The organism is Luteococcus sediminum, assembly GCF_054783495.1.
On the sequence record NZ_BAAGQL010000018.1, the window covers coordinates 90,751 to 105,109 of the forward strand.

15 protein-coding genes are annotated in these 14,359 nt (G+C 69.3%); 12 read left to right on the forward strand and 3 right to left on the reverse strand.

All coding sequences use genetic code 11. The features are described 5' to 3' along the window. The first annotated feature begins 51 nt into the window (after positions 1–51). Positions 52–2,091, forward strand: coding sequence for a S9 family peptidase (locus ACYVKA_RS10095; protein ID WP_460705114.1), 2,040 nt, complete (start codon positions 52–54; stop codon positions 2,089–2,091). A 220-nt stretch (positions 2,092–2,311) separates the two neighbouring features. Beyond that, positions 2,312–2,608, forward strand: coding sequence for a DUF4193 domain-containing protein (locus ACYVKA_RS10100; RefSeq protein WP_394277195.1), 297 nt, complete (start codon positions 2,312–2,314; stop codon positions 2,606–2,608). A 93-nt stretch (positions 2,609–2,701) separates the two neighbouring features. On the opposite strand, the gene ACYVKA_RS10105 is transcribed toward ACYVKA_RS10100, so the two are convergent. Next, positions 2,702–2,998 carry a DUF4235 domain-containing protein gene (locus ACYVKA_RS10105; RefSeq protein ID WP_394276537.1) on the reverse strand — a complete coding sequence of 99 codons (297 nt, stop codon included), beginning with the start codon at positions 2,996–2,998 and terminating at the stop codon, positions 2,702–2,704. A gap of 135 nt (positions 2,999–3,133) precedes the next feature. Between ACYVKA_RS10105 and ACYVKA_RS10110 the strand changes: the two genes are divergently transcribed. From ACYVKA_RS10110 to ACYVKA_RS10125, 4 genes are all read left to right on the forward strand, one after another. Beyond that, entirely contained in the window at positions 3,134–3,604 is a 471-nt protein-coding gene (locus tag ACYVKA_RS10110; RefSeq protein WP_460705116.1) for a DUF3093 domain-containing protein, read from the forward strand. Continuing rightward, positions 3,597–4,064, forward strand: a complete 468-nt coding sequence (gene dut, locus ACYVKA_RS10115; protein WP_394276539.1) for a dUTP diphosphatase — start codon at positions 3,597–3,599, stop codon at positions 4,062–4,064. The genes ACYVKA_RS10110 and dut overlap by 8 nt, the downstream gene beginning before the upstream one ends. 185 nt (positions 4,065–4,249) lie before the next feature. Beyond that, the gene (locus tag ACYVKA_RS10120) at positions 4,250–5,002 is read left to right on the forward strand and encodes a DUF3710 domain-containing protein (RefSeq protein ID WP_460705234.1); all 753 of its coding nucleotides are present in this window, start codon (positions 4,250–4,252) and stop codon (positions 5,000–5,002) included. After that, entirely contained in the window at positions 4,999–5,355 is a 357-nt protein-coding gene (locus tag ACYVKA_RS10125) for an OB-fold nucleic acid binding domain-containing protein (protein ID WP_460705118.1), read from the forward strand. Before ACYVKA_RS10120 ends, ACYVKA_RS10125 begins: the two co-directional genes overlap by 4 nt. Positions 5,356–5,387: 32 nt before the next feature. Here ACYVKA_RS10125 and ACYVKA_RS10130 read toward each other — a convergent pair whose 3' ends face one another. Together ACYVKA_RS10130 and ACYVKA_RS10135 are read right to left on the reverse strand one after the other, a co-directional pair. Then, positions 5,388–6,050, reverse strand: a complete 663-nt coding sequence (locus ACYVKA_RS10130) for a potassium channel family protein (RefSeq protein WP_460705120.1) — start codon at positions 6,048–6,050, stop codon at positions 5,388–5,390. A 26-nt stretch (positions 6,051–6,076) separates the two neighbouring features. Continuing rightward, a complete protein-coding gene (locus ACYVKA_RS10135) occupies positions 6,077–6,739 on the reverse strand; it encodes a potassium channel family protein (protein ID WP_394276543.1) in 663 nt (220 codons plus the stop codon). Between the two features lie 163 nt (positions 6,740–6,902). On the opposite strand from ACYVKA_RS10135, the gene ACYVKA_RS10140 reads away from it, so the two are divergent. From ACYVKA_RS10140 to dxs, 6 genes are all read left to right on the forward strand, one after another. Further along, complete coding sequence (locus ACYVKA_RS10140) at positions 6,903–8,075, forward strand: class I SAM-dependent RNA methyltransferase (RefSeq protein ID WP_460705122.1); 1,173 nt, start codon at positions 6,903–6,905, stop codon at positions 8,073–8,075. 39 nt (positions 8,076–8,114) lie between these two features. Next, positions 8,115–8,414 carry a hypothetical protein gene (locus ACYVKA_RS10145; RefSeq protein WP_460705124.1) on the forward strand — a complete coding sequence of 100 codons (300 nt, stop codon included), beginning with the start codon at positions 8,115–8,117 and terminating at the stop codon, positions 8,412–8,414. Positions 8,415–8,477: 63 nt separating this feature from the next. Beyond that, a complete protein-coding gene (locus ACYVKA_RS10150; RefSeq protein ID WP_460705126.1) occupies positions 8,478–8,666 on the forward strand; it encodes a DUF6767 domain-containing protein in 189 nt (62 codons plus the stop codon). A 207-nt stretch (positions 8,667–8,873) separates the two neighbouring features. Continuing rightward, on the forward strand, positions 8,874–11,687 hold the full coding sequence (acnA, locus tag ACYVKA_RS10155) for an aconitate hydratase AcnA (protein ID WP_460705128.1): 2,814 nt from the start codon (positions 8,874–8,876) through the stop codon (positions 11,685–11,687). A 196-nt stretch (positions 11,688–11,883) separates the two neighbouring features. Further along, positions 11,884–12,378 (forward strand): hypothetical protein, encoded by a 495-nt coding sequence (locus ACYVKA_RS10160; RefSeq protein WP_460705130.1) that lies wholly within the window; start codon positions 11,884–11,886, stop codon positions 12,376–12,378. 51 nt (positions 12,379–12,429) lie between these two features. Then, a complete protein-coding gene (dxs, locus tag ACYVKA_RS10165; protein WP_460705132.1) occupies positions 12,430–14,343 on the forward strand; it encodes a 1-deoxy-D-xylulose-5-phosphate synthase in 1,914 nt (637 codons plus the stop codon). Positions 14,344–14,359 lie beyond the last annotated feature (16 nt).

Below are 14,359 nucleotides of genomic sequence, written 5' to 3' on the forward strand. Positions count from 1 at the left end.
CAGGCCCCGGTAAGGGCCCCCACACATGTCCCCTCATCGATGAGGAGCACCATGCAAGAGCACCGCACGACCACCGGTCAGCAGGACGAGACGGTGGGCACCGGCTCGCCGTGGCAGGACCTGCAGCGTTATGTCCGCACGCAGCGCATCGTCGGCGTGAAGGTTGCCCCCGCTGCGCGCTTCCTGGTCCTGGCGCTGCAGGAGACGAACAAGGATGACACCGCGCACGTCACCTCGCTGTGGCGGCTGCCGGCCGACGGCTCGACGGCTCCGGTGCGGCTGACCCGCAGCAGCGAGGGGGAGGGGTCCTTCGCCATCGCACAGGACGGCAGCCTCGTCTTCACCTCCGGACGCCCGGCCCCTGAGGGCAGCGGCGAGAAGGAGGACCAGAGCCTGTGGCTGCTGCCCGACGGTCCCGGCGAGGCCCGTCTGATGGGCCGACGTCCCGGCGGCTGGGACGCGCTGCTGGCCGCCCGGGGAAGTTCGCGGCTGGTGACCGGCCTGGGACTGCTACGTGGCTGCACCACCCCGGAGCAGGATGACGCCAAGCGTCGGGAGCGCCGCCGGCACAAGGTGCAGGCGATCCTTCACGACGGGGCCGGAGTGCGTTTCTGGGACCACGACCTGGACTCACCGGCGACGGTCTTCACCGCTCTTGACCTGTCCCAGGAGCAGCCAGAGCCCAGCGAGGCCGTGGGCCTCGACCTCGGGCGCGGTCTGGGCCCGGAAGCCGCCCTCTCGCACGACGGGTCCTTCCTGGTGACGACCCAGACGGTGGCCGCTCCGCACGGCACACGCCGCGAGCGGCTGGTACGCATCGATCTGGACGAGGGTGACTGCACCGTCCTCCTGGACGAGCCCGGTCACCATTTCTCCGCGCCCGTGCTGAGCCCCGACGACCGCCTGGTGACCTGTGTGCGCTCGGTGGACGGTGACGACCGCACAGCCGTGCGTCAGGTGCTCCACCTGGTGGACCTGTCCAGCGGCGAACACCACGACCTGGCGGCCGACTGGCCCCGCTGGGGCAGCCCGGCGGGCTTCAGCCCCGACGGCGGCACCCTCTATGTCACCGCCGACGAGGACGGGGCAGCACCGGTCTTCGCCATCGACATCGTCAGCCAGCAGGTGCGGCGCCTCACCGGGGCCGGTGCCCACCAGCAGGTGCAGGTGTGCGGGGACGCGCTGTTCGCCCTGCGCCAGGCCTGGGACGAGCCAGGATCCGTGGTCCGGATCGACGCCGCGTCGGGACGCAGCACCGTTCTGTGGTCCCTCGACGGCCCGGTACTGCCGGGCCGCCTCGAACGCGTCGAGGCGACTGCCTCGGACGGCGTGCGCATTCCCGGCTGGCTGGTGCTGCCCGAGGGTGCCGACGCCGAGCACCCGGCCCCCCTGGTGTTGTGGGCCCACGGCGGTCCGTTGAACTCGTGGAATGCGTGGAGCTGGCGCTGGTGCCCCTGGCTGCTGGCCGCCCACGGCCTGGCGGTCCTGCTGCCCGACCCCGCCCTGAGCACCGGCTACGGCCGAGACTTCATCCAACGCGGCTGGGGCGACTGGAACTGCGCCTACACCGACTTGATGGCGGCCACCGATGCTGTGGTCCAGCGCCCCGACATCGACTCCGACCGGACCGCCATGATGGGCGGCTCCTTCGGCGGCTGGATGGCAAACTGGGTGGCCGGGCACACCGACCGCTTCCGGTGCATCGTCAGCCACGCGAGCCTGTGGAACCTGGACAGTTTCGTCGCCAGCACCGACGTGCCATGGTTCTGGGGCCTGGAGATGTCGGAGCGGATGCGCGCCGAGAACTCCCCGCACCACTTCGTCGACCGCATCAGCACGCCGATGCTGGTGGTGCACGGTGACAAGGACTACCGGGTGCCGGTCGGGGAGGGCCTGTCATTGTGGTGGGCCCTGAACCGGGCCCACGGGGGCAGTCCCGAACAGATGCCGCACCGCTTCCTGTACTTCCCCGACGAGAACCACTGGGTGCTCAAGCCCCAGCACGCCATCGTCTGGTACCAGATGGTGCTCTGCTTCCTGGGGCAGCACCTGGGGCTCGACGGCATCGAGCAAGCCCCTGACTGGGTCTGAGGTCCATCGGCAGGATTGTGGACGGGCGGGGTGCCCTCGCTCGTCAGGCGTGTGATATGCATGTGCCTGCCGTCGGCCACCGCGGACTTTTCCGAGGTCGGGAATGAGTGGGGTCGGGCGCGCGTTGCCCAGCAGCACCGAGGGCTGGGCGCCACGGGAACACGGCCCCAACTCAGAAGAGCCCTACCCGTCACGGCTGGGCACCACATGGAAGGAAGACATGGCGACTGACTACGATGCCCCTCGCAAGACCGACGAGGAGATGAAGGAAGACTCCATCGAGGAGCTCAAGACTCGTCGCAATGACAAGAACTCCGGCAAGGTCGACGAGGACGAGGTCGAGGCGGCCGAGTCCTTCGAGCTGCCGGGTGCGGACCTCTCCCATGAGGAGCTGACGGTTCGCGTCCTGCCGCGCCAGTCCAATGAGTTCACCTGCGCGAGCTGCTTCCTGGTGAAGTCCACCAGCCAGATGGCCGAGACCCGCAAGGGCCAGAGCTACTGCGTCGACTGCGTCTGACCAGTCCGGCGAACACGGCGAGGGGCGGGGGCCGCATGATGCGGCCCCCGCCCCTCGTGTCCGTCCAGCGCGCCGGGCGCCCTCGGAGGTGCGTCAGATCTTGATCTTGCTCTTCGACGAGGTGTCCAGGTGCTCGCCGGTCGTCGCCTCGTAGCGACGACTCACGTAGCGGTTGAGCACGATCTGGCTCACACCGAGCCCCGCCGCGCTGGCGACGGCCCAGATGGCGGCATAGGTGGGGGGAGTGTCGGGGTCGTTGGGATCGGGCGGGGTGTCGCCGGTGACGGCCTTCCAGGCCATCTTGAGGGCCTGCTGGGTGGCGATGGTGGTCACCGCACCCAGGACTCCGGCATAGATCTTGAAACTGAGGTTCTGGCTGAGGCTGGCCATCGTCTCTCCTCGCTGTGTGTGGAGCGTGCCGCGGCCGCTGGCCGTGGCACCTTGCGCGCTCCATCCTAGGCAGTGCAGACGACTGCCACTGGGGGCTTTCGCCCTCGGCGCACCGCACCCGATAGGTTGGGGGCCATGGCGACACAGGCACGACGGCACCGCGAAGACCTGCACCTTCCCGCGGCCTGGTGGCTGCTGGCCATCGGTTTCGCACTCAGTCTCGTTGTGGCGGTGGCGGCCTACACCAACATCTGGCTGGGCTGGGCGACGGCCCTGGTGACTTTCGTGGGGGTCGGCGGGGTGCTGTTCGCCTATGGCCGTCCCCGCCTGCAGGTCGACGAGCACGGCATCAGGGCCGGTGGCGCCACGGTGGAGTGGCCCTGGGTGGCAAGCGTCGAGGCCCTCGACCAGGCCCAGACCCAGCAGGCTCTGGGCCCCGGCGGCAATGCGCGCGCGTGGATGCTGACCCGGCCCTATGTGAAGCAGTCGGTGCGTGTCTTTCTGGACGATCCGGCCGACCCCCACCCCTACTGGTTGGTCAGCAGCCGTCATCCCGAGGCCTTCGTGAGCGCTGCCAACTCGCACCTGTCCTCCGGGCATGGCTGAGGACGCCTGGGCCCTGCGGGTGCGCCGGCTCGATCCCGGCCTGCCGCTTCCCGAACGTGCCCATCCCGGCGACGCGGGCCTGGACCTGATGACCACCGTCGACCTCGTGCTGGCCCCCGGGCAACGCCGGCTGGTGCCGACCGGGCTCGCCGTGGAGATCCCCTCGGGCTTCGCCGGTTTCGTGCATCCGCGCTCCGGCCTGGCTGCCAGGCACGGCGTCACGGTGGTCAATGCCCCGGGCACCGTGGACGCCGGCTACCGCGGTGAGGTGAAGGTCTGCCTGATCAACACCGACAGTCAGCACTCGGTCACGCTGCATCGCGGCGACCGGATCGCCCAGCTGGTCGTCCAGCGCGTGGAACTGGTGCACCTGGTGGAGGTCGATTCTCTCGACCAGAGCGCCCGGGGTGCGGGTGGGCATGGCTCCAGCGGCGGGATCGCTGGCTGGCAGCCGCGGTAGGATCGGCGACGTTCGCCCGGGCGAGAGCCGTCCAGGCCAGTGGAGGGAAGCCAGTCGTGATCTTTGGTCGCAAGAAGAATGACGATCCCGGGCTCGAGCAGCCCACCGGGGACCAGCAGCCCGCCGTCGAGGAGCAGGTGGCGCAGCAGCCACCCGAGGAGGTCGAGGTCCGCGAGGAGCGCCCGATGGTCGACGCCGAGGCGGCATCGGTGCGTGCCAGCCGCGGGGCCCTGGAGGACGAAGAGCCCATCCAGGCCCAGCAGGCCGAGCAGGTGGCTCCCGAGCTGCCCGTCGTCGACCCCGACGACGAGCGCTGGGTCGCACTGGACGAGCAGGACTGGCGCGAGGACGGCCCCTTCGACTTCGACGAGGTGGACCTGGACGCCGACGAGGTGGACCGTCTCGACTTCGGTGCCCTGGTGATGACCCCCTTCGACGGCATGCAGCTGCAGCTCCAGGTCGATGAGCAGACCCAGCAGGTACAGGCCGCCCTGGTGATGCACGGCAACTCGGCACTGGAGGTGGCCGTCTTCGGTGCCCCGTCCAGCAGCCCGATGGCCGGCGACATCCGTCGCGAGATGGTCGAGGTCACCCAGCAGCAGGGCGGCGACGTCCAGCTGGCCGAGGGCCCCTTCGGAACCGAGATTCGCCGCGTCATCCCGCTGCAGAACGAGGAGGGTGAGACGATGTACCACGTCTCGCGCACCTGGTTCGCCCAGGGTCCGCGCTGGCTGCTGCGCGGTGTGCTGATGGGTGAGGCGGGCATGAACGAGGGCGTCGACGGCCCCACCGAGGTGTTGCTGGAGTTCTTCCGCAACATCGTGGTGCGCCGCGACGACCAGCCCCGCGTGCCCGGCGACCTCATCCCGATGGAGATCCCCGCCGAGCTGCTCGCCCAGCAGCAGGCAGCCCAGGAGCAGGAGGCTGAGCAGCAGTGAGTGGAGGCCTGCTGGCGCGCCTGTGGCGCCCACAGCGCACGGCCACCCACCCGGTCACCGAGCAGGAGCAGGACGACCGGACGGTGACCGTGGCCGATGTCCCCCTGCGCCAGTACGCGCGGCTGCGCGGGCACCTGATGGCGGTGGGGGAGCAAGCCTCGGATTCGAGCCGCTGGCTGGAGGCCGTCCTCTACGACGGCACCGGCGAGATGGGGCTGGTGTGGATGGGTCGGCGCTCGATCACCGGCCTCGAGACGGGCCAAGAGGTGGCAGTCGAGGGCTTCGTGACCCTCTTCGGCGGCCGCCCGGCCATCTACAACCCCAAGTACCGCATCATCCCGGGGCGGGTCTGAAGGCCCTGGACGTCGGGCCTCGTCACGTCGTCTCAGTGGTCGCGGGGCGCGAAGAGCCGTGCCAGGTCGGGCTCGTGGTCGGGGGAGATGACGAAGAGCATCTCGTCACCGGTCTCGAGGGTGGTCTGGGGTCGCGGCGCCATGGCCCGGCCATCACGCACGATCGCCACGATGACGGCATCTCCGGGCAGGTCGAGTTCGGCCAGCGAGGCCCCCACCTGACGGCTCTCCCCGGGCAGGGTGATCTCCACCAGGTTGGCGCTGCCACCCTTGAAGGTGAAGATGCGCACCAGGTCGCCGATGCTGACCGCTTCTTCCACCAGCGCCGACATCAGTCGCGGCGTGGAGACGGCCACGTCGACGCCCCACACCTCGTCGAACATCCACTCATTGCGGGGGTGGTTCACGCGGCCGACCGTGCGGGGAACGCCGAACTCGGTGCGTGCCAGCAGCAGGTGGACCAGGTTGGCCTTGTCGTCGCCGGTGGCGGCGATGCTGACATCGCAGGTGTCCAGGCGCGCCTCGGTGAGGGTGTCCAGTTCGCAGGCGTCGGCGAAGAGCCACTCGGCCTGGGGCACCGAGTCGGCGTGGATGGTGGTGTCACGGTCCACCAGGAGCACCTGGTGGCCGTTGGAGATGAGTTCGCGGGCGATGGAACGGCCCACCTGGCCGGCCCCGGCGATCACGATGCGCATGGCAGTCCTCCTGTGTGGCGGTGGTCTCAGTGGGTGCGGGTGGCGGGGCCGGCGGGCGGGTTGCCCAGCAGCTCCTCGATCTCGTCGGTGCGGTCCAGTTCGATGGCCGCATAGAGCAGGTCGCCCTCCTGCAGCACCGTCTCGGCATCGGGCACCAGGCCGCTGCCATAACGCGCCACGAAGGGCAGGGGGGTGGCCAGCACCTGCTGGATCTCGTGGATGCGGTGCCCGATCCACCCCTGGTGCACCTGCACCTGCACCAGGCGGGCATTGCCCGACGGGTCGCGCCAGACCGGCTCGGAGCCCTCGGGCAGCAGACCGCGCAGCACCTGGTTGGCGGCCCAGCGGACGGTGGCGACGGTGGGGATTCCCAGGCGTTCGTAGACTTCGGCGCGTCCCTGGTCGTAGATGCGGGCGACGACGTTCTGGATGCCGAACTCCTCGCGCACGACGCGGGCCGCGAGAATGTTGGAGTTGTCACCGCTGGAGACGGCGGCGAAACCGTCGGCGGTGCGGATGCCTGCCTTCTCCAGCACCTCGCGGTCGAAGCCGACGCCCTTGACGGTGGTGCCGGTGAAGTCCGGACCCAGGCGGCCGAAGGCGTCCTCGGTGGTGTCGATCATCGACACGTCGTGGCCGCGCTTCTGCAGGCTGCGGGCGAGGCTTGCTCCGACGCGGCCACAACCCATGATGACGATGTGCACTTCGATGCTCCTTGGATACCGTCGCGCGGCGGTCCGTGCGGCGAGTGGACGACGGGTTGACGCTACAGCACATGCCGTCCAGGTCATCGCCAGCCCCCACTGTCGCGCCGTGGTGTGCCGGGCCCCGCGTGTGCGGGACAATGCAGTGGTGAGCAGTGACTTCGTGAACCCGACCGGCACCATCATCGGCCCCGTCGAGGTGGGGCCGGTGGCACACGGCGGGCACTGCGTCGCGCGCCACGACGGGCGGGTCATCTTCGTGCGGCATGCGATCCCGGGCGAGCAGGTGATGGTGCACGTGACCGATGCCCGCAAGAAGAGCTTCTGGCGTGGTGATGCCGTGGAGGTCGTGCGGGCCGCCCCCGAGCGCGTGGAGCCGCCGTGTCCCGTGGCCGTCCCGGGCGGGTGCGGTGGCTGCGACTTCCAGCACGTCACGCCCGAGGGCCAGCGCGAGCTCAAGCGGCGGGTCGTCGCGGAGCAGCTGGAGCGCCTGGCCGGGATCAGCTGGCAGGGCACGGTCGGGGAGGTGGAGCCCGTGGTCGGCTGGCGCACCCGGACCCGCTTCGCCGTCGAGGACGGTGTGGTCGGCATGCGCGCCCACCGGTCCCACCGGCTCGTGCCCCTGCCCGAGCAGGGCTGCCTCATTGCCCACCCCGGGGTCCCCGGACCGGATCGACTCGACGAGATCGCCCGTGAAGGGGCACCTGAGGAGATCCGTGTCGTCGTGCCCTCGACGGGCAGCGCCCATGTCGTCACCACCCGCGAAGAGGGGTCCGAGCTGGTGGCGGAACAGGTCGACGGACACCACTTCCGGGTTCGCGCCGACGGCTTCTGGCAGGTGCATCCCCGCGCGGCCGAGACCCTGACCCGCACCGTGCTGGAGATGGTGCAGCCGCAGCAGGGGGAGAGCGCACTGGACCTCTACTGCGGCGTCGGCCTGTTCGCCGGTGCCCTGGTGGAGCGAGGCGTGCGGGTCGTGGGCGTGGAGCAGGCCAACCGCGCCGTGCAACTGGCCCGGCAGAATGTTCCTGGAGCCCGTTTCATCGCCTCCCCGCTCGACAAGGCCCTCACGCGACTGCCTGGCAGGGTCGACCTGGTGGTCCTCGACCCGCCACGCACCGGGGCTGGGGCCCGGGTGGTCGCCCATGTGGCGGGTCTCGGGGCCCGCGCCATCGCCTATGTGGCCTGCGACCCGGCAGCCCTGGCCCGCGACCTGAAGACCTTCGCCGAGCACGGCTACGCCCATCGTGAGATCCGAGCCTTCGACCTGTTCCCGATGACGCACCACGTGGAGTGCGTGGCCCTCCTGACGCGGGACTGAGCGATCCCACGGTGCACTTTGCTGGTCAACATCTGGCAGGTGGGAGAGGGTGTGCCCGCGCGCCTGCAGGCCGAGGCCAGCGCCCAGGAGGTGGACTTCGCGGCCATCCCCGCCTGGGGCGACCGGCTTCGGTCCGGCAGTCTCGGCGCGGTGATGGGCTCCCTGATGGGGCTGCCGACGATCGACCGGGTCGAGCATGCACCCCGGCTGCCCTTCGACGACGGCGGCCACCACACCGCGCGCACGGTGGTCGTGGTGAACCTGGCCCTCACGTCCCCGGTGACCACGGCCCAGTGGGACCGGATCGTCGAGGCCGGGTGGACGCTCATCACCCACTGACGGTGCGACACCTGGCCTGACCCCCCGGCCAGGACCATCGGCCCCGAAGCGCAGAATGGGGCAATGCCTGCCGTGAACGCCAAGTGCCCGATCCGCCCCGGTGACCCGTGCAGCCTGTGCCAGCCGGGTGCCGATGGCCCGCAGAACTGTGGGCTGGTCTACCTGGTGATGGACGATCCGGAGCTTCGCGAGGCCTGGAACCGGAATCGACGCGAGCTGCAACACAAGCAGGCAGCACGTCGGCGCGCCTGAGCCCTGGCACCTCGAGATGCCCCAGACCCCAAATTGGCAAGGCTTTTCGCACGTTATTCGACGGCTGAACGGCTGGCCCGCGGCCGCTCGGGTGTAGCAGACTGGCCCCGGGGCCACCGCCATCCCAAGGCCTGTGGGACAAGGTGGTATCTTGACATCAAGAGACTTTGGCGCAGTCGCCAGAGCAGTCCAACCAGGGAGTGATGCATGAGCGTCAACAGTTTCGGAGCCAAGTCCACCCTCGAGGTGAACGGCCAGTCCTATGAGATCTTCCGCGTCGACGCCGTCGAGGGTCACGACAAGCTTCCCTACAGCCTCAAGGTGCTCCTGGAGAACCTGCTGCGCACCGAGGACGGTGCCAACATCACCGCCGAAGACATCAAGGCGCTCGCTGCTGGTGCCCCGACGGGTGAGCCCGACAAGGAGATCCAGTTCACCCCGGCCCGCGTGATCATGCAGGACTTCACCGGCGTCGCCTGCGTCGTCGACCTGGCCACAATGCGCCAGGCCGTCGCCGACCTCGGCGGCGATGCCGACAAGGTCAACCCGCTGGCCCCGGCCGAGCTGGTCATCGACCACTCGGTCATCGCCGAGTACTTCGGCACCAAGGATGCCCTCCAGCTCAACACCGACATCGAGTACCAGCGCAACCTGGAGCGCTACAAGCTGCTGCGCTGGGCGCAGGGTGCCTTCGACGAGTTCAAGGTCGTCCCCCCGGGCACCGGCATCGTCCACCAGGTCAACATCGAGAACCTGGCCCGCGTGATCTTCCCCCGCACCGTCGACGGCGTGCTGCAGGCCTACCCCGACAGCTGCGTGGGCACCGACTCGCACACCACCATGGTCAACGGCCTGGGCGTCGTGGGCTGGGGCGTCGGCGGCATCGAGGCCGAGGCTGCCATGCTCGGCCAGCCGATCAGCATGCTGATCCCGAAGGTCGTCGGCTTCAAGCTCTCGGGCAAGCTCCCCGAGGGTGTCACCGCCACCGACATGGTGCTCACCATCACCGAGATGCTGCGCGAGCACAAGGTCGTCGGCAAGTTCGTCGAGTTCTACGGCCCCGGCGTCTCCGAGGTGCCGCTGGCCAACCGCGCCACCATCGGCAACATGAGCCCCGAGTACGGCTCCACCATCGCCGTGTGGCCGATCGACTCCAACACCACCGACTACCTACGCCTGACCGGACGCGACGAGGAGCAGATTGCCCTGGTCGAGGCCTACTCCAAGGAGCAGGGCCTGTGGCACGAGGCCGACAAGGAGCCGGTCTACTCCGAGTACATCGAGCTGGACCTGTCCACCGTCGTCCCCTCGATCGCCGGCCCGAAGCGTCCCCAGGACCGCATCGAGCTGTCGAAGTCGAAGAACGCCTTCCGTGAGGTGCTGCCGTCCTACGCCGGCGACGCCGAGCAGCCCGTCAAGGGCAGCCTGGACAAGGCCGTCGAGTCGACCATGGCCGGGTCCGACCCACTGCAGCCCACCCCCGGTGACGTCGACACCTCCGAGGCCCCGCAGCGGGCCGGCAACGGTGATGTCGAGGGACGCCCGAGCAAGAAGGTGCACGTCAAGCTGGAAAACGGCGCCGAGTTCGAGCTGGACCACGGCGCCGTGACCGTGGCCTCGATCACCTCCTGCACCAACACCTCGAACCCGAGCGTGATGATCGGTGCAGCTCTGGTGGCCAAGAAGGCCGGCGAACTGGGCCTCAAGCCCAAGCCGTGGGTCAAGACCACCGTGGCCCCCGGCTCGCAGGTCGTCACCGACTACTACGAGAAGTCCGGTCTGCAGAAGTCGCTGGACGACCTGGGCTTCAACACCGTGGGCTACGGCTGTGTCACCTGCATCGGCAACACCGGCCCCCTGATCCCCGAGGTCAGTCAGGCCATCAACGACAATGACCTTGCCGTCACTGCCGTGCTGTCGGGCAACCGCAACTTCGAGGGCCGCATCAGCCCCGACGTGAAGATGAACTACCTCGCCAGCCCGCCGCTGGTCATCGCCTACGCGCTGGCCGGCACGATGGACATCGACCTCGCCAAGGAGCCGCTGGGCCAGGGTGCCGATGGCCAGGACGTCTTCCTCAAGGACATCTGGCCCTCCACCGAGGAGATCGAGGAGGTCATCGGCAGCTCGATCAGCGCCGAGATGTACAAGGCGCGCTATGCCGACGTCTTCGCCGGTGACGAGCGCTGGCAGAACCTCGAGACCCCCGAGGGCAACCTGTTCGAGTGGGACGAGGCCTCCACCTACATCCGTCGTGCGCCCTACTTCGACGGCATGCCGGCCGAGCCGACCCCGGTCGAGGACGTCACGGGCGCCCGCGTCCTGCTGAAGCTGGGTGACTCGGTGACCACCGACCACATCTCGCCGGCTGGCGCCATCAAGGCGGACTCGCCCGCGGGCAAGTACCTGATCGACCACGGTGTCGAGCGCCAGGACTTCAACTCCCTGGGCTCGCGTCGTGGCAACCACGAGGTGATGATCCGTGGCACCTTCGCCAACATCCGCCTGCGCAACCAGGTGGCCCCCGGCACCGAGGGTGGCTTCACGCGTGACTTCACCCAGGACGACGCCCCCGTGACCACGGTCTTCGAGGCCGCGGAGGCCTACGCGAAGGCCGGCACCCCGCTGGTCGTCCTGGCCGGCAAGGAGTACGGTTCGGGTTCCTCGCGTGACTGGGCCGCCAAGGGCACCACGCTGCTGGGCATCAAGGTCGTCATCGCCGAGAGCTACGAGCGCATCCACCGCTCGAACCTCATCGGCATGGGCGTCATCCCGCTGCAGTACCCCGAGGGCCAGAATGCCGAGTCGCTCGGCCTCGACGGCACCGAGACCTTCGACGTCACCGGTGTCACCGAGCTGAACGAGGGCAAGACCCCCAAGACCCTGCACGTCGTGGCCACCAAGGCCGACGGCAGCAAGGTCGAGTTCGATGCGATCCTGCGCATCGACACCCCCGGGGAGCGCGCCTACTACCTCAACGGCGGCATCCTGCAGTACGTGCTGCGTCAGCTGATGAAGTGACCGGCTCCCGCTGAGGCGGGACAGGTCGAACAGGGCCGTGCCAGTGACCCACTGGCACGGCCCTCGTGCATTTCCGGAGCCCAGCATGCGTCACCGAAAACCAGTTCGACAAAATGTCAGAGGCGACGTGCAGTCTCTTCCCCAGGCACGGCGCGCCACCATCCGGGTGGCGCCACGACAGGGAAGAGGTGGACCCATGGGCATGGCCTTCACGCAGTACCCCGACGCGGGCACGAGGAGGCCGGCAGGACGCGGCCAGACCACTGGCTACCACGCCGGGGGTGCGGTGCGCGTACGCCGCCCTTCGGTCCAGGAGCCCCGACGCCAGGTCTTCCTGCCACCCGGCTGGCCTGTGGAGGTGCCGCCGCGGGGGAGCCACGACTGGGAGCAGGCGGCCGTCGGCTGGCTGCTCGACCAGTGCCCGGCTGACTATCGCGCTCACCAGGTGCTGCGCCGCCATCCGGTCGTGCTGGCCCGGATGGCGGCCCAGTTCGTCGATGGCCAGATCGAGAGCTCACGACGGATGCTGGGCACCGCACGGGCGGAACTCGGTGGCCTGGTGGGTGACGACGTCCTCGACCAGGCGGCCAGTACCATCCAGAGCGAGGGGGCCCGCCTGGTGCGGGTACGCCGTGCCGTGGCTCTGGTGGAGACGGCACTGAGGGGTGAGGACTTCGTGGAAAAGCTGTGAGCCACCCGACGAATGCCCCCTGCCAAGCCAGACAGGACTAGGATGTCACCCATGTCTTTGCTGGACCACATCTCATCAGCGAGCGACCTGCGCGCGCTGGACTACGCCGAGCTCGCAGAGCTCGCTCGCGAGATCCGGGCCTTCCTCGTGACCAACGTGAGCCGCACCGGTGGGCACCTGGGCCCGAACCTGGGCGCGGTCGAGCTGACCATGGCGATACATCGCGTCTTCGACTCGCCCAATGACCCGCTGGTCTTCGACACCGGGCACCAGGCCTATGTGCACAAGATCCTCACCGGCCGCGCCGGACAGTTCGAGAGCCTGCGCCAGAAGGGCGGGCTGTCAGGCTATCCCTCCCGCACGGAGAGCAAGCACGACTGGGTGGAGAACTCGCACGCCTCCACCTCGCTCAGCTGGGGCGAGGGCCTGGCCAAGGCCTTCCGCCTCAAGGGCGAGGACCGCACCGTCGCAGTCCTGGTCGGCGACGGGGCCCTCACCGGCGGCATGGCCTGGGAGGCGCTGAACAACATCGCCGTCCAGGAGGGCCTGCGGCTGGTCATCATCGTCAACGACAACGGTCGTTCCTACACGCCCACCGTGGGAGGCCTGGCCACCCACCTGGCGGGGATGCGCACCGACCGCCGCTACGAACAGGTGCTCGACGTCGCCAAGCGCAGCATCAACAAGGCCCCCATCTTCGGTCGGCCCGCCTATGACCTGCTGCACGGCATGAAGGCCGGCCTGAAGGATGTCCTGGCGCCGCAGGGGCTGTTCAGTGACCTGGGCCTGAAGTACCTGGGCCCGATCGACGGCCACGACCTGGAGGCCGTGGAACAGGCACTGGAGCAGGCCAGGGGTTTCGGCGGTCCGGTGATCGTGCACTGCATCACCCAGAAGGGGCGCGGTTTCAAGTTCGCCGAGGACCACGAGGAGGACCGCTTCCACGCCGTCGGCAAGATCAACGAGCTGACCGGCGAGCCACTGTCCGCCACGGTGCAGGCCACGTGGACCGATGCCTTCAGTGAGGCCATGGTGCGCATCGGCGACCGCCATCCCGAGGTGGTGGCGATCACCGCAGCGATGCTGCACCCCGTGGGGCTCGCCCGCTTCTCGCAGGTCTTCCCCGAGCGCACCTTCGACGTGGGCATCGCCGAACAGCACGCGGTGGCCTCCGCCGCAGGCCTGGCCGCTGGCGGCCTGCACCCGGTCGTCGCGGTCTACTCGACCTTCCTCAATCGCGCCTTCGACCAGCTGTTGATGGATGTGGCCCTGCACCGCGAGGGGGTCACCTTCTGCCTCGACCGTGCCGGCCTCACCGGCAGCGACGGCGCCAGCCACAACGGCATGTGGGACGTGTCGATGTGCTCGCTGGTGCCGGGTCTTCGCCTCAGCTCGCCGCGCGACGGCGTACGGATGGCCCAGGCGCTGGAGACTGCTGTGGGGATCGACGACGGCCCCACCGTGGTGCGCTGGTCCAAGGAGAAGCTGCCCGACCCGATCGAGGCGGTGCGCCACCAGGACGGACTCGACCTGTTGCGCCTGGACGAGGAGGCCGAGATCCTGGTCGTGGGCCACGGACAGTTCGTGGGCCTCGCCCTCGACGTCGCCGAGCGCCTGGCACGCCAGGGCGTGCGCAGCACCGTGGTCGACCCGCTGTGGTCGGTGCCGGTCAGCCCCGCACTGGTCGACCAGGCGGGACGCCACCAGCTGGTGGTCAGCATCGAGGACTCGATGGTCGTCGGGGGCGTGGGGGCCCAACTGGGTGATGCCATGCGCCGCATGCGCGTGACCACCCCACTGATGTGCTTCGGGATCCCGCAGCGCTTCCTGGACCATGCCAGCCGTCCGGAATTGCTGCAGGACCTGGGCCTGACGGGTCAGGAGATCGCGCACCAGGTGCTCGGATGCCACCTGATGCAGGCCTCCGAGGAGCAGAGCACCGCGCCCACCTCCCTGGAGGGCTGACCCCAGCGGGGCCAGC

Coding starts and splice junctions, on each gene's coding strand:
- ACYVKA_RS10095 (WP_460705114.1), top strand. CDS start 52: ATGCAAGAGCACCGCACGACCACCGGTCAGCAGGACGAGACGGTGGGC.
- ACYVKA_RS10100 (WP_394277195.1), top strand. CDS start 2,312: ATGGCGACTGACTACGATGCCCCTCGCAAGACCGACGAGGAGATGAAG.
- ACYVKA_RS10105 (WP_394276537.1), bottom strand. CDS start 2,998: ATGGCCAGCCTCAGCCAGAACCTCAGTTTCAAGATCTATGCCGGAGTC.
- ACYVKA_RS10110 (WP_460705116.1), top strand. CDS start 3,134: ATGGCGACACAGGCACGACGGCACCGCGAAGACCTGCACCTTCCCGCG.
- dut (WP_394276539.1), top strand. CDS start 3,597: ATGGCTGAGGACGCCTGGGCCCTGCGGGTGCGCCGGCTCGATCCCGGC.
- ACYVKA_RS10120 (WP_460705234.1), top strand. CDS start 4,250: ATGGTCGACGCCGAGGCGGCATCGGTGCGTGCCAGCCGCGGGGCCCTG.
- ACYVKA_RS10130 (WP_460705120.1), bottom strand. CDS start 6,050: ATGCGCATCGTGATCGCCGGGGCCGGCCAGGTGGGCCGTTCCATCGCC.
- ACYVKA_RS10135 (WP_394276543.1), bottom strand. CDS start 6,739: ATGGGTTGTGGCCGCGTCGGAGCAAGCCTCGCCCGCAGCCTGCAGAAG.
- ACYVKA_RS10150 (WP_460705126.1), top strand. CDS start 8,478: ATGCCTGCCGTGAACGCCAAGTGCCCGATCCGCCCCGGTGACCCGTGC.
- acnA (WP_460705128.1), top strand. CDS start 8,874: ATGAGCGTCAACAGTTTCGGAGCCAAGTCCACCCTCGAGGTGAACGGC.
- ACYVKA_RS10160 (WP_460705130.1), top strand. CDS start 11,884: ATGGGCATGGCCTTCACGCAGTACCCCGACGCGGGCACGAGGAGGCCG.
- dxs (WP_460705132.1), top strand. CDS start 12,430: ATGTCTTTGCTGGACCACATCTCATCAGCGAGCGACCTGCGCGCGCTG.